Source organism: Micromonospora sp. NPDC048830 (assembly GCF_043198215.1).
Lineage (GTDB): Bacteria > Actinomycetota > Actinomycetes > Mycobacteriales > Micromonosporaceae > Micromonospora.
In genome coordinates, this window is record NZ_JBICUP010000043.1 from 1 (window position 1) to 17,575 (window position 17,575).

Sequence of the window (17,575 nt, forward strand, 5' to 3'; positions counted from 1 at the left end):
CGTGCCGCCCTCCTCGTTGTTGAGCCGGACGAACGCCTCCACCAACGCGTCGTCGTCACAGCGCACCTCACGAACCTGGCCCTCGTCGTGATCGCGCTCGTCACGGTCGGACCACTCGTCGCGCCAGTCGTCCTTGCCGGATTCCTCACCGGCCTCCTCCTCGGCCCTGCCCGTGTCGCTGACGTTCTGCCTCGTGCTGGCCGCGTGCTGGTCCGTCTTCGTGTCGTCGGACCTGTCGTTGCGGGCGGCCAACCCACCGATCGCCGCCAGGCCGACAACGCCGGTCAGGCCGGCCACGCCGGTGGCGACCCAGATGCGCCGTCTTCTGTTCGGTGCGGCCGTCGGCCCGCTGCCGGGAGTGGTTTCGTCGTTGGACATCAGAGCTTCCGCCCTTTCCTGCTACCAGACGGGGTCGCACCGCCCGAGCGGGCGCGACCAGCTACAAATCGGTTGCAGCCTCCGATCTCCACCGTATGAGAAGGATCCTCCACGACGAGGACGTATCTGAAAAAACCCCGCATTTTGCTCGCATCGGGCGGCAGGTGGCACGGAGCGGCCCCGGGCAGGAACGTGCCGGGCGGAGGATCCGGGCCGGAAAAGGGTCGCCGGCCGCAGGTCGGCACGTCGGGTCGATGCCGGCGCACGACGGGGGGTGACCGGCTCCGGGTGGGGTCGGGGGGCGCCGCGTCTTGATCGACTCGATGTCGGCGACATGGCGGCATCCGGAGCGCTCGAACACCCCCATGTCGCGGACATGGGTGCATCACCCTGACCCGGACGCGGCGATCGGGTCACCCCGCCGCCGGTGCAGATCGGGCGGCGGCGGGGCCCGCCGCGTGGGTCGTACCGGGAATCAGCCGGGCAGGCGCGGACCCGCCTCGCGCTGCTCGGCCAGCCAGATCTCCACCTCGTCGGCCCGCCGCGGCAGGCCCGCCGAGAGGTTGACCGCGCCGGCCGTGGTGACCAGCACGTCGTCCTCGATTCGGATGCCGATGCCGCGCAGCTCCTCGGGGACCAGGTCGTCCTCGGGCTGGAAGTACAGGCCCGGCTCGACGGTCAGCACGTAGCCCTCGTTCAGCTCGCCGTCCTTGTACATCTCCTTGCGGGCGTTGGCGCAGTCGTGCACGTCGATGCCGAGCATGTGCCCGAAGCCGTGCAGCGTCCACCGGCGGTAGATCGTCGACTTCTCGTCCATCGCCTCCTCGACGCTCACCGGCAGCAGGCCGAGCTCGTGCAGCCCTTCGGCGAGCACCCGCATGCACGTCCGGTGGACGTCGTTGAACTTCACCCCCGGCTTGATGAAGTCGATGCCGGCCTGCTGCGAGGCGTACACGATGTCGTAGACCTGGCGCTGCAGCGAAGTGAACCGCCCGTCGACGGGGAGCACGCGGGTGACGTCGGCGGTGTAGAGGTTGCGGTTCTCCACGCCCATGTCCATCAGCAGCAGCTCACCGGGGCGGGTGACGCCGTGGTTGTGCACCCAGTGCAGGATCGTGGCGTGCTCGCCGGCACCGACGATCGAGCCGTAGCCGACGTCGTTGCCGTCGTGCCGGGCGCGCAGCGCGAAGATCCCCTCCAGCAGCCGCTCGGAGACGGCGCGGTCGGCCGGCAGTATCCGGGCGACGTCCTCGAAGCCGCGCACGGTGGCGTCGATCGCGTCCTGGAGCTGGGCGATCTCCCACTCGTCCTTGACCAGCTTCAGCTCGGAGACGGCGATCGCCAGCTCCCGGTCCCGCCCCGGCTGGCCCTGCTCGCGGGGCCCGTCGTACGGAAGCACGGCCGCGTCGACGTGGCTGTCGAAGCCGCGCAGCACCCGGGTACGCCCCGGCGCGAGGCCCGCGAGCGCGGCGTCCAGCTCGGCCAGGTCGGCGGTCGGCAGGCCCAGCTCCGTCGACTTCTCGGCGAGGGTGTGCCGGCGGCCGACCCACAGCTCGCCGTGCCGGCTGCGGAAGAACTCGTCGGTCTCCCGGGACGCCCGGGGCCGCATGTACAGGGTGGCGTCGTGCCCGGAGCCGTTCGGGCGCATCACGAGCACGCTGTCGGGGGCGTGGTCGCCGGTCAGGTACACGAAGTCGCTGCCGGGCCGGAACCGGAACTCCGTGTCGTTGGCGCGTACCTTCTCCCCGCCGCTGGGGATCACCAGCGTCTCGCCCGGGAAGGCCGTGGAGAGCGCGGCCCGCCGCTTGGCGTGGTTGGGCACCTCGACCCGGGGCCCGACCGGCAGCGTGCTGTCCCGCCACCCCTGGCGCATGAAGGCCAGGAACGCCTCCGGGAAGTCCGGGTCGTGCGACTCGGTGCCGTCCGCCGGCTGGCCGTCCGTGCGCTGCTCGGTCATGTCCGCTCCCTCCGCCTCGTCGCTGGTGCAGACGGTATCGCGCGCGAGCCTTCCCGCAGAGCCCGGTGCTGCGACGCCCGCCGCCGGCGCATGGAAAGATGACCACCATGTGCGGACTCCTGGCCTTCTTCAGTGCGAACGGCAACGCCGCCGCCCACCGCGACAACATCGCGGGGGCGCTGGAATGCCTGCACCACCGCGGACCGGACGAGACAGGGGTCGAGGTGGTCGGGGACGCCACCGGCCACTACGCGGACGCGGTGTTCGGCCACAAGCGCCTGGCGATCATCGATGTGGCGTCCAGCCACGAGCCACTGCCCTACGCGGGCGGTCGCTACCTGCTCACCTTCAACGGCGAGATCTACAACTACATCGAGCTGCGGGAGGAGTTGGCCCGCACCTACGGCGCCCAGTTCGCCACCGCCGGCGACGGCGAGGTCATCGTCGCCGGCTACCACTACTGGGGCGAGCAGGTGCTCAGCCGGCTGCGCGGCATGTTCGCGTTCGTCATCTGGGACCGGCAGGAGCGCCGCGCGTTCGGTGCCCGCGACTACTTCGGCATCAAGCCGATGCACTACCTGGAGACGGCCGACGGGCTCTACCTCGCCTCCGAGAAGAAGGCGCTGCTGCCGTTCGCGCAGTCGGCGTACCAGGGGGACGCGGGGATCGACACGGCGAACCTGAGCCACTACCTGACCCTGCAGTACGTCCCGGAGCCCGGCACGCTGCACCGGGGGATCAACCGGATCGGCTCCGGGGAGTACCTCACCTGGACCCCGGGCGGCCGGATCGAGGTGCGCCGGTGGTACCGGCCGGTGTTCCGGCCCACCCCGGTCAGCGACGAGCAGCGGCTCTACCACCACATCCGGGAGACGCTGCGGGAGAGCGTCCGGATGCACATGCGCTCGGACGTGCCGGTCGGCTCGTTCCTGTCCAGCGGTATCGACTCGACCGCCGTGGTCGCCCTCGCCCGCGAGTTCAACCCGAACATCCTCACCTTCACGGTCGGCTACGACGTGCCCGGGTACTCGGAGATCGACGTCGCCCAGGACTCGGCCCGGCACCTCGACGTGACCACCATCCCGACCAAGATCGGTCCGCAGGACATGATCGAGGCGCTGCCGAAGATCGTCTGGCACCTGGACGACCCGGTGGCCGACCCGGCGCTGGTGCCGCTGTACTTCGTGGCGAAGAAGGCCGCCGAGCACGTCACCGTCGTCCTGTCCGGCGAGGGCGCCGACGAGTTCTTCGGCGGGTACACGATCTACCGGGAGCCGCTGTCGCTGAACAGCGTCAACAGCCTGCCCGGCGGCGTGCAGAAGGGCCTGCGGGCGGTGTCGAAGGCGATCCCGCAGGGGGTCAAGGGCAAGAGCTTCCTGGAGCGCGGCACCACCCCGATCGAGCAGCGCTACTACGGCAACGCCCGGATGTTCACCGAGGAGGAGAAGCAGCACCTGCTGCGCCGTTACGACCCCTCGGTGCGCTACACCGACGTCACCGCCCCCATCTACGCCGAGTGCACCGAGCTGGACGACGTCACCAAGATGCAGTACGTCGACCTGTACACCTGGCTGCGGGGCGACATCCTGGTCAAGGCCGACCGGATCTCGATGGCGCACTCGCTGGAGGTCCGGGTGCCGTTCCTGGACCGGGAGGTGTTCGAGGTGGCCGCCCAGATCCCGGTGGACCTGAAGCTGCCGCCCCGCTCGGACGCCACCAAGTACGCGATGCGCCAGGCGTTGCAGGGTGTGGTGCCCCCGGCCATCGTCAACCGCCGCAAGCTCGGCTTCCCGACCCCCACCCGGGTCTGGCTGCGCGGCGAGATGTACGAGTGGGCCCGCTGGGTGCTGTCCAACTCGGGCGCGGGCGAGCTGATCGACCTGTCGTACGCGATGCGGCTGCTGGAGGAGCACAAGCGGGAGGAGGCGGACCACTCCCGCAAGGTGTGGACCGTGCTGATCTTCTGCATCTGGCACGCGATCTTCGTCGCCAAGACGCTCGACCCGGGCATCCAGCGCAACCAGTCCGCGCTGCTCACCAAGCCGGTGGTCGGCTCCATGGTCCGCTGAGCGGGTAGGCAGCGGCCATGGGATACGCGGTGGTGCTCGGCGAGGCGCTGGTCGACCTGCTCGACGCGGAGTGCGACGGCGCGCCCGTCTTCCGGCAGGCGATCGGCGGCGGGCCGCTCAACGTGGCCGTCGCGGTGGCCCGGCTCGGCGGGCGCGTGCAGTTCGTCGGCTCGCTCGGCGACGACGTGCTCGCCGGGCGGATCCGGGCGTTCCTGGAGGCCGCCGGCGTCGGGCTCGACGGGGCCGTCACCGCCGCCGTGCCGACCGCGCTGGCGGTGGCCACCCACTCCGGCGCCGAGCCGGAGTTCCGCTTCTACGGCGAGCCGCCCTCGTACGGCCTGCTCACCGCCGACGACCTGGACGTCGGCCTGGTCGAGGGCGCCGACGTGCTCTACTGCGGGTCCGTCGTGCTGCTCTGCCCGGCTGTGCTGGCCGCGGCGCGGCGGGCCTGGGCCACCGCCGGCGCGCTACGGGTGTTCGACCCGAACGTCCGGCCCCGGCTGCTCGACGGGCCGGACGCGCTGGCCGGGCTGCGGGAGACGGTGGCGGAGTTCGCCGCCTCCGCGCACCTGGTGAAGCTGAGCGCCGCCGACGCGAGGCTGCTCTACCCCGGTGAGCCGGTCGAGGGGGTCGCGGCGTACCTGCGGGAGCTGGGGGCGGCGACCGTCGTGGTCACCCTCGGCCCGGACGGCGCCGTGGTCGCCGCGGCCGACGGCGATCCGGTACGCGTCCCCGCGCCGAAGGTGCGCGCCGTCGACGCGACCGGCGCGGGCGACTCGGTGATGGGCGCCCTCGTCGCCGAGCTGCTCGTCGACGGCGAGCCCACCGACCCCGCCGAGTGGCACCGGCGGGTGGCGTTCGCGCTGCGGGTCGCCGGGCTGGTCTGCGAGTCCCCAGGTGGCGCCACCGCCATGCCCACCCGCGCCGAGGTCCTGCGCCGCTTCACGGACTGATCCGGGTCCGGTCGTCGCCAGCTGCCCGGCGGATGAGTGCCCAGCCCAGGAACCGGTCGAAGAGGTGCCGGGGCTCCGGTCCGTCGTGCGGGTTGAGTCGGTACAGGTCGTCTGCGGCGTCGTGGAGTTGCCCGCCGAGGTGGACGAGCAGCGCGACGCGGTCGTGGGCGTACTCGCGGAGGAGGGTGAGTCGGGCGGTGGCGCACGGCCAGGGTGCGGCGCAGGCGCGGCACAGCCACAGCGGGTGGATCGGCAGGTGCGGGCGTGGTGGGGTCACCAGTGGCCGCCGTTGGCCCGCCAGGTCTGCGCGGGGGTGAGGCGTCCGACGCGGCCGACCTGTGGGTTGGCGCGGGTCGCCTCGTCCCACCAGCGGCTGTTGCGCGGTGGGGCGGTTTGGGTGCCTGGGCGCATGGACGGGGCAGCTCCACAGGCGCTGGGTTCGGTAGGCACGGGTGCGTGGCGGTCGGGGCAGGTGGTCCAGCGCAGGCCGCAGGAGCACCAGCGCCGCCACCGCCCGCCGCCCGTCGGGTACGCGCACCGACTGCTCCGCGCGGGCCACGAGGTCGTCGACGGCCCGGTCGGTCATGCCCCGGGTACGCAGCACCGCCCGCCCCCACCGGTGCAGCCGGCACGGGTACGGGGTCAGATCGCTGCGGCACAGCTCGCCAACCGGCCACGACTCCGGCCCGTGTTGCAGTACTGCCCGCATAGCGAGTCCCACGTGCTGCTGCGTCACGTACGGCGGTACCGGCACCTCGCCGAGCACCTTCTCCACCGTGTCCACGGGACGGTCGACGGTCGTCTGCACCTTCAAGCCCTTCTTCGCTGGGTGTAGCGGCGCCGGAGCGGGCGGGGGCAGTCGACCCATCGCGGCCGACCGTTGACCCAGCACCCGCTCCGGGCCTGCTCAACAGCGGGTTACCCCCGAGACCTGTAGTCCTCTAGAGGATCCGCAGTTGGCACATTATGATTGCCCGGCGCAGACGTCAAGTCCTCTAGAGGATTAAGCTTGGACGGGGAGGTAGTGATGACGAGCGACCTCGGCGCGAAGGCTCCGAAGTACCAGCGCATTGCCGATGAGCTGCGCCGTGAGATCAAGGATGGGCTCTACGGGCCGGGTGAGCGGTTGCCTCCCGAGACCGCTCTGCTCGAACGGTTCCGCACGAGCTTCCCCGGGCTATCGCTGCAAACGATGAGAAACGCGATCGGGGTGCTCCGGGGCGAGGGCTTGGTGGAGGCCCGACACGGAGTGGGCACCTTCGTCGCCCAGAATCGACGGCTACAGCGCCGTTCGCGCTTCCGGTACGGCCGAGCCCGAAACGACCGGCAACTGCTCACCTCGCACCTTCGCCACGAGATCACCGAGGTCGGACGCATCACCCCGCCGGAGCGCATCGCGTTGCTGGCCGCCCTTGAGCCCGGCACGGAGATGGTCGTCCGTCGCCGCACCCTCTTCAACCGGGATACGGGTAAGCCACAGGAGTTGGGCGCGAGCTACCTGCCGTTGTCCTTCGCTGCCGGCTCCTACCTGGAAGCCCGGGAGGTCGTGCCGAAAGCGCTGTTCCTGTGCGTGGAGGATCTGAGTGGCAAGCGGTACGCGCACGCTCGGGACCACTGGCAGTGGAGGATGCCCAGCACGGCTGAGGCCGAGGCGCTGCGCATTTCTGCAAGCAGGGGAGTCCTGCACCTGGTGCATGTCGCGCGGGCCGCTGACCAGACGCTTCTTGAGGTGTCCGAGTCGATCTGGCCCGCGGACAGCATCGAGATCATCGATGAGTACGACATCCCCGCTGGTCCCGAGGACCTTCGGGGACTCTCAGACGTGTAGCCGGGGGCGACATGAGCGGGGCCGACGACGTTGACAGGATGCGCGACCACTGGTGGTGGCGGCCCGGCTGGCGGTCAGGGCGGCACTTCTACGCCTGCCACTTCAGCATGGCTCGTCACGCCGCGCTCGTGCGGATGGTGGAGACCTATCAGGCCAGTATCCGTGGCCTTTCGGCGCTCGACCTGATCCCCGCCCGGTGGCTCCACCTGACAATGCAGGGCGTCGGATTCGTGGACGAGGTAAACGACAGCGAGCTAGCCGAATTGACGGACAGGCTCCGTGCCCGTCTCGCCATCCTGACGCCGCCAGCGGTGGCGTTCCACCGGCCCGTTGTCCGACCGGAGGCGGTCTACCTGCCGGCCGACCCGCCCGAGCCCGTCAGAGCCCTGCGTGCCGTCGTGCACAGCGTCATCGTCGAGGTGCTGGGCGAGAACCGGGCCGAGCCCCCACCACATGATTCGGGGGATTACCGGCCGCATGTCAGCATCGCCTATTCGAAGTCGGAGCAGGATGCCCAGCCGATAGCCGAAGTGCTCGACAAGGTCGAGCTGGAGCCGGTCCCACTCGCGCTCGACCGTCTCGACCTGATGCGGTTCCACCGCGATCAACGGATGTACGAGTGGACGGAAGCCGTACCGCTCTGGATCGGGAGATAGCTGGCGCAGCGGAGTTCCCCGGCCCTGGTAACCGGGACCGGGAATCGCCTGCCATCAGGATGCCGAGGCGTTCGGTCAGGCCGTGCCGGTGAGCTCCGCGTAGCCGCGGCGAGCCGCCGTGAGGGCGGCTCGGGCGCCGAAGGGGGCCTCGGCCGCCACCCGCTCCGGCGGGGCACCGCCGGTGTGACCGGCCCGGATCAGCCAGGCCAGCTCGACCAGCTGCGCGTGCTGGGCCCGGACGAACTCCGGGTCGACCAGCTCGCCGTGCCCGGGCACGACGACCGTGCCGGGCCCGGTCAGCCGCAGCAGGTCCGCGACCGCGTCCGGCCACTGCAGCGGGTACGACTCCTCGAAGGCCGGCGGCCCGCCCTGCTCGACCAGGTCCCCGGCGACCAGCACGTCGGCGTCCGGCACGTGCACGACCAGGTCGGCGTCGGTGTGCCCGTGGCCGGGGTGGCGCAGCACCACCCGGCGGCCCCCGACGTCCAGCGCCGTCTCCAGGCGCACGGTGTGCGTCGGGGCCAGCAGCGTCGTCTCCGCCAGCTCGGCGGCCAACTCGGGCCGCCCGTCGCGCATCTCCTCGGCGGCGGCGCGGCGCAGCTCGTCGGGGCGCTCGCGCAGCCAGGCGGCGGCGGCCTCGTGCGCGTACACCGGGCGGGCCGGGTCGGCGGCGAGGGTGGCGTTGCCGAAGCAGTGGTCGAAGTGGTGGTGGGTGTTCACCACCGTCCACGGGTGCGGGGTGACCGCGCGGGCGGCGGCGGCCAGCTCCGCGGCCTGAGCGGCCGTGGAGAGCGTGTCCACCACCAGCGCCGCGCCGTCGCCGACCACGAGCGTGACGTTGACGTCGAGCAGCGGCTCCCGCAGCACGTACACCCGGTCGGCGACCTCGTCGAAGCGCAGCGTCACGGCGCGACCGCCGGCTCGTCCGCGCCGATGACCGTGGCCGCGGGCTTGGTGGTGCCGATGACCGTGGCCGCGGGCTCGGTTGCGCCGACGCCGGTGGCCCGCTCGACGAAGCGCTGCCGGTCGACCAGCACCCGATCGACCCGCCCGTCGGCGACCGTCTCGTCGCCGTCGGTGACGCTCACCTCGAACCGCAGGCGCCGCCCGTCGACCTCGACGAGCCGGGCCGACGCCACCACCGTACGGCCGACCGGCGTGGGGGCGCGGTGGTCGAGCTCGACGCGGAGGCCGACGGTGGTCCTGCCGGGCGGCATCCGGGTCGCGGTCGCCGCCACGGTCGCCGCCTCCGCCAGGGCGAGCACCCGGGGCGTGCCCAGCACCGGTACGTCCCCGGAGCCGACCGCCTGAGCGGTGTCGGCGTCGGTCACGGTCAGCTCGACCCGGGCGGACAGCCCCGGGGCGAGGGGTTGCTCGGACTGCTCCTGCATGGCCACAGCCTAGGTGGTCGGCGCCGGCCGGTCGGGGCACCGCCGTTAACCTGGCCGTCGTGACTCACCCCCAGCCCCCCGCCCCGACCGGACCGCCCGCACCCCCCGACGGCAGCCGCCGTCGCGTGCTCGGCCTGTCGATCTGGTCCGTCGCCTTCGTGGCCGGCTGGCTCGGCATCGGCCTGCCCACGGACCCGGCGTACGCGTTCCTGTGGATCTGGGCGGGTACGGTCGCGTGGAACTCCCACCGCCCGTGGCGCAGCCACCTGCGCTTCGGCCGGGACTGGCTGCCCGTGGTGTTGCTGCTCGTGGTGTACAACCTGTCCCGCGGCTTCGCCGACAACGGGGCCACCCCACACGCGCTGGAGTTGATCGTCGCCGACCGGTTCATGTTCGGCTGGGCCACCGGGGGCGAGGTGCCGACCGTGTGGCTGCAGGAGCACCTGTACCGGCCGCAGGTGCACTGGTGGGACGTCCTCGCCAGCTGGGTCTACTTCTCGCACTTCGTGGTGGCGCTCGCCGCCGCCGGGGTGCTCTGGCTGCGCGACCGGAGCCGGTGGGCCGCGTACATGCGGCGTTTCGGGTTCCTGTGCGCGGCCGGGCTGGCCACCTACTTCCTCTACCCGGCCGCGCCGCCGTGGTGGGCGGCGCAGAACGGACTGCTGACCGAGGTCGTCCGGATCTCCACCCGGGGCTGGAAGGCGTTCGGCATGCACGGCGCGGGCAACCTGCTGAACACGGGGCAGATCGCCGCCAACCCGGTGGCCGCCATGCCGTCGCTGCACACCGCGTGGGCGCTGTTCGTGGTGCTGTTCTTCCTGCGGGCCACCCGCCGCCGCTGGTGGCCGCTGCTGCTGGCGTATCCGCTGGCGATGACGTTCACCCTCGTCTACTCCGGCGAGCACTACGTCACCGACGTGCTGGTGGGCTGGGCGTACGTCGGGATGACGTTCCTGGTCGTCGGCCTGGGCGAGCGCTGGTGGGCGGCCCGGCGGGCCCGCCGCGCGGCCCCCGTCGCCGGTCACTCGGACGGGGGTGGGGCGCGGGTGATCGTGCCCGCCGTCGCCCCGCCCGCCGACGTCGACCTGCCCGCTGACGTCGACCTGCCCGCCGCCGTCGACCTGCCCCCGGTACCGGCCGGGCGCTGAGCCGCGCCGCCGTCGCCCCGGGGTCAGCCGACCCGCCGGGCGGCGCGCGCCCGGGCCGTCAGCTCCGCCGCCAGCCACCACGCCTCCGCCAGGTCGCGGTCGTGCGCCGCGGCGCCGGACCCGCCCGCGGTGTCCGCGTGCACGGTGGCCAGCCCCAGCCGCCGCTGGGCCGGCCCCTGGGTCACCCGCACGCTCTGGATCCGGGCGCACGGCACGATGGCGAGCTGCCTCGTGAGCAGCCCCGACCGGGCGGCGAAGACCCGCTCGTCGAGCCCGGCGCCGACCGCCCGCCGGCTCAGCGGGCGCAGCCACCGGGCCCGGGGCGGGGGAGGGGTCGTCGCGAGCCCGGTCAGCCGTACGCCGGGCAGCACCTCCGCCACGACCAGCTCGCCGGTGCCGAGGTCGCCGACGGGCAGCAGCCGGTCCGGCCGGTTCCGGTCGTCGGGCTCGCCGCTCGAGTAGCCGGCCACCTCCAGGCGCAGCCGCAGCCAGCCCTTGGGCCGCCACAGCAGCGGCCAGGTCACCCCGACCGTCTGCACCCGGTGCAGCGGCACGGTCTGCGCCCGGGTCTCCAACAGGCCGTTGCGGATCCGCAGGGTGCCGTCGTCGCGGGCCAGCCGGAAGTTCCAGTCGTCCAGTACGCGGCGCACGGGTTGCAGCAGCACCCCGGCCATCGCGGTCAGGGTGCTCGCCACCGCGATGAACGACCAGGACCCCTCGGAGAGGAACTGCGCCACGACGAAGGCCACGCCGAAGGGAAGGAAGAACGCCTGCGGGGTGAGCAGCTGGCTGACCAGGAGGTCCCGGTTGACCACGGCGTGCAGGAGCCGCCCGGGCGGGAACGGGGCCACCTGGTCCGCCACCGCGTGCTCCGCCACCGGCTGCGGCCCCGGCGCGGGCGCCCGGCCGGCCAGCGCGAGCAGCCGCTGCCGCAGGGCGGCGGCCTCCGCGACCCCCAGGTACGCCAGCGGCGCCTCGGTCTTCCCGCCGCCGACGACCTCCAGCCGCAGCTCGGCCAGCCCGGTGAGCTGGGCGAGCAGGGGGCGGACCACCTCGACGGCCTGAAGGCGTTCCAGGGGGATCGCCCGGGTACGCCGCCACAGCAGCCCCTCGTGCACCCGCAGCTCCCGGCCCACCACGTGGTAGCCGGTGTTGTACCAGCTCACCACCGCCAGCACCGTCGCGCCGAGGGCCAGCACGGTGGCCATCGCCACGAACCAGCCGAAGCCGACCCGGGACAGGGTCGACCAGGACAGCCCGGCGATGACCACCACCAGGGACTTCGCCCCGTGCAGCGCCGGGCTCAGCGGGTGCAGCCGCTGCCGCGGCTCGCCCGTACCGGAGTGGGCGGTGGCTGGGCCGGGAGCGGACGGTGGGCGGTGGCCGGGATCGGTGCCGGACGGCCCGTGGCTCATAGGCCCTCCGCGCGGTCCTCGCCGAGCGCCGTGAGCCGGTCGCGCAGCCGGGACGCCTCGGCCGGGCGCAGCCCGGGCACCCGGGCGTCGCTGGCCGCGGCGGCGGTGTGCAGCTGCACGGTGGCCAGGTCGAACGCCCGTTCCAGCGGCCCGGCGCTGACGTCGACGAACTGCATCCGGGAGTACGGCACGATGGACAGCCGGCGCACCAGCAGGCCGTGCCGGACCAGCAGGTCGTCCTCGCGCTCGGCGTACCCCCAGGCGTGCACCGCCCGGACGATGGTGACCACCCGCCACGCGCCGGACAGCACGAGTGCGCCGACGGCCACCCCGAACAGCCAGTGCCCGGTCAGCGCCCAGCCGATCGCCACCCCGAGCAGCAGCACCCCCAGGACCGCCGCCAGGCGGATCAGCTCCACCCAGATCAGGTCCGGCGAGACCGGCTGCCACGAGACGGTGTGCGGCCACGGGTCGAGCGGCCCGCGCGGGGGCGGCCCGGCAGGATACGACGGCGGGCCGGCGGGATGCGGTGTGGGCCCGGCTGGGTGCGGCGGGGGCACAGCGGGGTGCGACGAGGGGCCGGAGGGGGGCGGCGACGCGCCGGTCGGCTCGCCGGTCACCGGGATGGTCCGCTTCGCGCGCTCACGAGTCGAGCGTAGGCGATGCGGGCAGCGGCGCGACCTCCCGCAGGAAGCCGCGCGCGGCGAGGAAATCGCCGAGGGAGGAACGGTGGTCGGCGCAGGCCAGCCACGTCTTGCGCCGGTCGGCGGTGTGCAGGCGGGGATTGTTCCAGCGCAGGGCCCACTCCGCGGCGGCACGACAGCCCTTGGCCGAGCAGATCGGGGCCTCCTCGGCGGAGAGGGAATCGCTCATCCGGCCAGTCTAGGGGCGCGGCGAAGAGTGAGCGCCGGGCGGCCACGGGGGGAGCCGCCCGGCGACGGGGTGAATGGTACACATGCGGGACCCCCCGATGTCCAGCCGTGAGCGGCGATTCGGAACGGCGGGACGGCGTGGCGAAAATCGGCTTCACCCCACCTCGGCTCTCAGCCGGGCATGCGAGTCTTGATACGCACCACGCCGCGACAACCGATCATGCTGTGGAGGACCGGTGGCCCAGCCGACCACGCCCGACGCCCCGACGCCGAACGGCAGCGCCCCGCAGGCGCCCCCGCCACCGCCGACCACACCCGCGCAGGACGCGACTCTGCTGGAGCGGGCGCTGTTCGAAATCAAGCGGGTGATCGTCGGGCAGGACCGGATGGTCGAGCGGATGTTCGTCGCGCTGCTCGCCCGGGGGCACTGTCTGCTGGAGGGCGTGCCGGGCGTGGCGAAGACCCTCGCCGTGGAGACCCTCGCCAAGGTGGTGGGCGGGTCGTTCGCCCGGGTGCAGTTCACCCCGGACCTGGTGCCCGCCGACATCATGGGCACCCGGATCTACCGCCAGTCCAGCGAGAAGTTCGACGTCGAGCTGGGGCCCGTCTTCGTCAACTTCCTGCTCGCCGACGAGATCAACCGCGCGCCGGCGAAGGTCCAGTCGGCTCTGCTCGAGGTGATGAGCGAGCGCCAGGTGTCCATCGGCGGGGAGACCCACCGGGTGCCGGACCCGTTCCTGGTGATGGCCACCCAGAACCCGATCGAGCAGGAGGGCGTCTACCCGCTGCCGGAGGCGCAGCGGGACCGCTTCCTGATGAAGATCGTCGTCGGGTATCCGACCGACGCCGAGGAACGGGAGATCGTCTACCGGATGGGCGTGGCGCCGCCGGAACCGGCGCGGGTGTTCGACACCGACGACCTGGTGGCGCTGCAGCGCAAGGCCGACCAGGTGTTCGTGCACAACGCGCTGGTGGACTACGCTGTCCGGCTGGTGCTGGCCACCCGTACCCCGGCCGAGCACGGCATGCCCGACGTCGCGCAACTGATCCAGTACGGCGCCAGCCCCCGTGCCTCGCTCGGCCTGGTCCGGGCCACCCGGGCGCTCGCGCTGCTGCGGGGGCGGGACTACGCCCTGCCGCAGGATGTGCAGGACATCGCCCCCGACATCCTGCGCCATCGCCTGGTGCTCAGCTACGACGCGCTCGCCGACGACGTGCCCGCCGACCACGTCGTGCACCGGGTGATGTCGACCATCCCGCTGCCGTCGGTGGCCCCACGCCAGCAGGCCACCCCGGCCCCGCCCGGTTCGCCGGTCGCCGGTGCCGGGTGGCCCGGGCAGCGGCCGTGACCTCACCCGCCTCCCTCCCCTCCCGGGATACGCGGTGGACCCCGTCGCCGGCCGTCACGCCCCGTACGGAGGCGGTGCTGTCCCGGCTCCAGCTCCTGGTCACCCGCAAGCTCGACGGCCTGCTCCAGGGCGACTACGCGGGTCTGCTGCCGGGCCCGGGCAGCGAGGCGGGGGAGTCGCGCGAGTACCGCCCCGGAGACGACGTACGCCGGATGGACTGGCCGGTGACCGCCCGGACGACGACGCCGCACGTGCGGCGTACGGTGGCCGACCGGGAGCTGGAGACCTGGCTCGCGGTGGACCTCTCGGCGAGCCTGGACTTCGGCACCGGCCGCTGGCTCAAGCGGGACGTGGTGGTGGCCGCCGCCGCCGCGCTGACCCACCTGACCGTGCGGGGCGGCAACCGGATCGGGGCGGTGGTCGGCAGCGGCGCACCGCCGGCCGCCCCGGCGGGTCGCTGGCGGCCCGCGCCGCCGGCCGGCCCGGGGCAGCTGGTCCGGCTGCCGGCCCGCTCCGGCCGCAAGGAGGCCCAGGCGCTGCTGCGGGCGATCGCCGGCACCGAGCCGCGGCCGGGGCGCAGCGACCTGGGGGCGCTGGTCGACGCGCTCAACCGGCCGCCCCGCCGGCGCGGCGTGGCGGTGGTGATCTCCGACTTCCTGGCGCCGCCGCAGCAGTGGTCGCGGTCGATGCGTAAGCTGCGGGTCCGGCACGACGTGCTGGCGATCGAGGTGGTCGACCCGCGCGAGCTGGAGTTGCCGGACGTGGGGGTGCTGCCGGTGGTCGACCCGGAGACCGGGGAGCTGCACGAGGTGCAGACCGCCGACCCGCGGCTGCGCCGCCGGTACGCCGAGGCGGCCGCCGCCCACCGCGCGGAGATAGCCACCCAGCTCCGGGCGGCCGGCGCCGCCCACCTGCGACTGCGGACCGACACCGACTGGCTGCTGGACATGGTGCGCTTCGTCGCCGCGCAGCGGCACGCCCGCACCCGGGGGACGACACGATGATCCGTTTACTGCAACCGTGGTGGCTGCTGGCGGTGCTGCCGGTGCTCGCCCTGGCCGGGCTGTACGTCTGGCGGCAGCGGCACCGCCGGGCGTACGCGATGCGGTTCACCAATGTGGACCTGCTGCGCACCCTCGCGCCGAGGGGGTTGGGCTGGCGGCGGCACGTGCCGGCGGCGGCGTTCCTGCTCTGCCTGCTGGTGCTGGCCACCGCGCTGGCCCGGCCGGCCGTGGACACCAAGGAGCCGCTGGAGCGGGCCACGGTCATGCTGGCCATCGACGTGTCGCTGTCCATGCAGGCCGACGACGTCGCGCCGAACCGGTTGGAGGCCGCCCAGGAGGCGGCCAAGCAGTTCGTCGGCGAGCTGCCGAAGAGCTACAACCTCGGGCTGGTGTCGTTCGCCAAGTCGGCCAACGTGCTGGTGGCGCCCACCAAGGACCGGGACGCCGTGACCAGCGCGATCGACGGGCTGGTGCTGGCCGAGGCGACCGCGACCGGGGAGGCGGTCTTCACCTGCCTGGAGGCGATCCGGTCGGTGCCGGCCGACGGCGCGGCCGGCATCCCGCCGGCCCGGATCGTGCTGCTCTCCGACGGGTTCCGCACGTCGGGCCGGTCGGTCGAGGAGGCGGGCGCCGCCGCCCAGGCGGCCAACGTGCCGGTCTCCACGATCGCGTTCGGCACCGACTCGGGGCAGGTCGACATCGGCGGCCAGCTCCAGCGGGTGCCGGTGGACCGGCTGGCCCTGGCCGAGCTGGCGGAGACCACGGAGGGCTACTTCTACGAGGCGGCCTCGGTCAGCGAGCTGAAGCAGGTCTACCAGGACATGGGCAGTTCGATCGGCTTCCGCACCCAGCCCCGCGAGGTCACCCAGTGGTACGCGGGCATCGCCCTGCTGCTGGCGCTCTGCGCGGGCGCGACCAGCCTGCTCTGGTCGTCCCGGCTGCTGTGACCGTCGTCCTCGACGGGCGCCCGGGTGAGCGGCCGTCCGAGAGGTGGACAGCGGTCGGTCGACCCACGGTCACCACCAGCCGACCGGGAGGACCGGGCACGCGCCCTTTGCTCTGCACCCATCGACGCGACGCTCGCCGTGCGTAACCACCCTGGCGATCCGCGCCGGAGGCCCCGACCGGTGCTTGCGCTGGTCGGCAGGGGTGTCGCATCCCTGGGTGCAGAGCAAAGGGAGCAAGGGAACGTCTCACGGCCAGGCGCTGCGGCACTCTGGGTGAGACCCGTGCCGTGTTACGCGGTGTGCAGCGACGACGGGCGGCGAGCCGCGGTCAGTGCGTGCCGCCGCCGGCCAGCACGAAGACGACGGCCACCCAGACGGCGGCGAGGGTGAAGCCCAGCGGGGCGAGGTAACGGCTCATGGAGTGGCTCCGGTGGCGACTGGACGGTCCGCGCCGGCACGGGGGACCGCGGGGGTTGATCAGGACGCGCACACGAAGTCGTGACCGGACGGCTCCCCGCGTCCGCCCGGGCGGACGGCGCAGCGCGGACACCCCGGCCGTGGGGCCGAGGGGCGCAGGGTGCGGGGAGCGGGAACTGGGTCAGCTCACCGGCCGAGCCGTGGCTCAGCGGGGCTGACGGGCGGCCCGGCCACGACTGGGAGGATCGCTATCTCGCACAGCGATCACCTCCTGCGGTCGGCCGGGTCCGGAACGCGGATCATCTTACACCCGCGCCGCGCCCGCCCCGTTCCGGCCCGGCCCTCGGCGGTCGGTGCGCACCTCCCACCGCTGGCCGAGGGGCCGCCGCGCCGCGCCCGCGTTAGCGCTTACCTGTCGGTAACCCCTAGGCTCCGGACCGACCGTAGATCAGCTGACAGAGGGGGACCCGTGGCCCGCACCGTGCTGGTGACCGGCGGTAACCGGGGGATCGGACTGGCCATCGCGCAGGCCTTCGCCAAGCAGGGCGACCGGGTGGCGGTGACGCACCGCAGCGGCGACGCGCCCGAGGGGCTGTTCGGCGTACGCGCCGACGTCACCGACTCCGCCTCCGTCGACGCCGCGTTCACCGCGATCGAGGAGGAGCTGGGGCCGGTCGAGGTGCTGGTGGCCAACGCCGGCATCAACGACGACACCCTGCTGATGCGAATGACGGAGGAGCAGTTCGTCCGGGTGCTGGACACCAACCTCACCGGCGCGTTCCGCTGCGCCAAGCGGGCGTCGCCGAAGATGCTCCGGGCGAAGTGGGGCCGAATGATCTTCATCTCCTCGGTGGTCGGCCTCTACGGCAGCCCCGGCCAGGTCAACTACGCGGCCAGCAAGGCCGGCCTGGTGGGCGTGGCCCGCTCGATCACCCGCGAGCTGGGCAGCCGCAACATCACCGCCAACGTGGTCGCGCCGGGCTTCGTCGAGACCGACATGACCGCCGCGCTGCCGGAGGCCCGCAGGGCCGACTACCAGAAGACCATCCCGGCCGGCCGGTTCGCCGCCCCCGAGGAGATCGCCGGGGCGGTCACCTGGCTCGCCTCGGACGCGGCCGGCTACGTCTCCGGTGCCGTGATCCCGGTCGACGGCGGCCTGGGCATGGGCCACTGACCACCTCGTACGCACCG

15 protein-coding genes and 2 pseudogenes are annotated in these 17,575 nt (G+C 73.2%); 9 read left to right on the forward strand and 8 right to left on the reverse strand.

Translation table 11 applies throughout. The features are described 5' to 3' along the window. Window positions 1–378: pseudogene (locus ACGFIZ_RS27575) on the reverse strand (hypothetical protein); the annotation flags it as partial. A gap of 475 nt (window positions 379–853) precedes the next feature. Beyond that, complete coding sequence (locus tag ACGFIZ_RS27580; RefSeq protein ID WP_393423969.1) at window positions 854–2,335, reverse strand: aminopeptidase P family protein; 1,482 nt, start codon at window positions 2,333–2,335, stop codon at window positions 854–856. A gap of 107 nt (window positions 2,336–2,442) precedes the next feature. On the opposite strand from ACGFIZ_RS27580, the gene asnB reads away from it, so the two are divergent. Further along, the gene (gene asnB / locus ACGFIZ_RS27585) at window positions 2,443–4,404 is read left to right on the forward strand and encodes an asparagine synthase (glutamine-hydrolyzing) (RefSeq protein ID WP_393423972.1); all 1,962 of its coding nucleotides are present in this window, start codon (window positions 2,443–2,445) and stop codon (window positions 4,402–4,404) included. 17 nt (window positions 4,405–4,421) lie between these two features. Continuing rightward, on the forward strand, window positions 4,422–5,357 hold the full coding sequence (locus ACGFIZ_RS27590) for a carbohydrate kinase (protein WP_393423975.1): 936 nt from the start codon (window positions 4,422–4,424) through the stop codon (window positions 5,355–5,357). On the opposite strand, the gene ACGFIZ_RS27595 is transcribed toward ACGFIZ_RS27590, so the two are convergent. Next, window positions 5,347–5,637, reverse strand: a complete 291-nt coding sequence (locus ACGFIZ_RS27595) for a hypothetical protein (RefSeq protein WP_393424073.1) — start codon at window positions 5,635–5,637, stop codon at window positions 5,347–5,349. The genes ACGFIZ_RS27590 and ACGFIZ_RS27595 overlap by 11 nt on opposite strands. 747 nt (window positions 5,638–6,384) lie before the next feature. Between ACGFIZ_RS27595 and ACGFIZ_RS27600 the strand changes: the two genes are divergently transcribed. Both ACGFIZ_RS27600 and ACGFIZ_RS27605 read left to right on the forward strand, forming a co-directional pair. Then, window positions 6,385–7,185, forward strand: a complete 801-nt coding sequence (locus tag ACGFIZ_RS27600; RefSeq protein WP_393423978.1) for a GntR family transcriptional regulator — start codon at window positions 6,385–6,387, stop codon at window positions 7,183–7,185. 11 nt (window positions 7,186–7,196) lie between these two features. Beyond that, window positions 7,197–7,841 (forward strand): 2'-5' RNA ligase family protein, encoded by a 645-nt coding sequence (locus tag ACGFIZ_RS27605; protein ID WP_393423981.1) that lies wholly within the window; start codon window positions 7,197–7,199, stop codon window positions 7,839–7,841. A 75-nt stretch (window positions 7,842–7,916) separates the two neighbouring features. Here the strand turns inward: ACGFIZ_RS27605 and ACGFIZ_RS27610 are convergent, their stop codons facing one another. Both ACGFIZ_RS27610 and ACGFIZ_RS27615 read right to left on the reverse strand, forming a co-directional pair. Further along, window positions 7,917–8,747, reverse strand: a complete 831-nt coding sequence (locus ACGFIZ_RS27610) for an MBL fold metallo-hydrolase (RefSeq protein WP_393423984.1) — start codon at window positions 8,745–8,747, stop codon at window positions 7,917–7,919. Window positions 8,748–8,842: 95 nt separating this feature from the next. Then, a pseudogene (locus ACGFIZ_RS27615) lies at window positions 8,843–9,232 on the reverse strand (thioesterase family protein); the annotation flags it as partial. Window positions 9,233–9,282: 50 nt separating this feature from the next. Between ACGFIZ_RS27615 and ACGFIZ_RS27620 the strand changes: the two are divergent. Further along, window positions 9,283–10,380 carry a phosphatase PAP2 family protein gene (locus tag ACGFIZ_RS27620; protein WP_393424076.1) on the forward strand — a complete coding sequence of 366 codons (1,098 nt, stop codon included), beginning with the start codon at window positions 9,283–9,285 and terminating at the stop codon, window positions 10,378–10,380. 23 nt (window positions 10,381–10,403) lie between these two features. On the opposite strand, the gene ACGFIZ_RS27625 is transcribed toward ACGFIZ_RS27620, so the two are convergent. The 3 genes from ACGFIZ_RS27625 to ACGFIZ_RS27635 all read right to left on the reverse strand — a co-directional run bounded on the left by ACGFIZ_RS27625 (window position 10,404) and on the right by ACGFIZ_RS27635 (window position 12,668). Further along, the gene (locus ACGFIZ_RS27625; protein ID WP_393423987.1) at window positions 10,404–11,795 is read right to left on the reverse strand and encodes a PH domain-containing protein; all 1,392 of its coding nucleotides are present in this window, start codon (window positions 11,793–11,795) and stop codon (window positions 10,404–10,406) included. Then, complete coding sequence (locus ACGFIZ_RS27630) at window positions 11,792–12,355, reverse strand: PH domain-containing protein (RefSeq protein ID WP_393424079.1); 564 nt, start codon at window positions 12,353–12,355, stop codon at window positions 11,792–11,794. The genes ACGFIZ_RS27625 and ACGFIZ_RS27630 overlap by 4 nt, the downstream gene beginning before the upstream one ends. An 82-nt stretch (window positions 12,356–12,437) precedes the next feature. Continuing rightward, window positions 12,438–12,668 carry a hypothetical protein gene (locus tag ACGFIZ_RS27635; RefSeq protein WP_393423990.1) on the reverse strand — a complete coding sequence of 77 codons (231 nt, stop codon included), beginning with the start codon at window positions 12,666–12,668 and terminating at the stop codon, window positions 12,438–12,440. Between the two features lie 235 nt (window positions 12,669–12,903). On the opposite strand from ACGFIZ_RS27635, the gene ACGFIZ_RS27640 reads away from it, so the two are divergent. The 4 genes from ACGFIZ_RS27640 (at window position 12,904) to fabG (ending at window position 17,558) form a co-directional block, all read left to right on the forward strand. Then, window positions 12,904–14,016 carry a MoxR family ATPase gene (locus ACGFIZ_RS27640; RefSeq protein ID WP_347671279.1) on the forward strand — a complete coding sequence of 371 codons (1,113 nt, stop codon included), beginning with the start codon at window positions 12,904–12,906 and terminating at the stop codon, window positions 14,014–14,016. Continuing rightward, the gene (locus ACGFIZ_RS27645) at window positions 13,995–15,020 is read left to right on the forward strand and encodes a DUF58 domain-containing protein (RefSeq protein ID WP_393423993.1); all 1,026 of its coding nucleotides are present in this window, start codon (window positions 13,995–13,997) and stop codon (window positions 15,018–15,020) included. Before ACGFIZ_RS27640 ends, ACGFIZ_RS27645 begins: the two co-directional genes overlap by 22 nt. Further along, window positions 15,017–15,967, forward strand: coding sequence for a VWA domain-containing protein (locus tag ACGFIZ_RS27650; protein WP_393423996.1), 951 nt, complete (start codon window positions 15,017–15,019; stop codon window positions 15,965–15,967). Before ACGFIZ_RS27645 ends, ACGFIZ_RS27650 begins: the two co-directional genes overlap by 4 nt. An 886-nt stretch (window positions 15,968–16,853) precedes the next feature. Continuing rightward, window positions 16,854–17,558: a 3-oxoacyl-ACP reductase FabG gene (gene fabG / locus ACGFIZ_RS27655; protein WP_347671276.1), complete on the forward strand. Its 705-nt coding sequence runs from the start codon at window positions 16,854–16,856 to the stop codon at window positions 17,556–17,558. Window positions 17,559–17,575 lie beyond the last annotated feature (17 nt).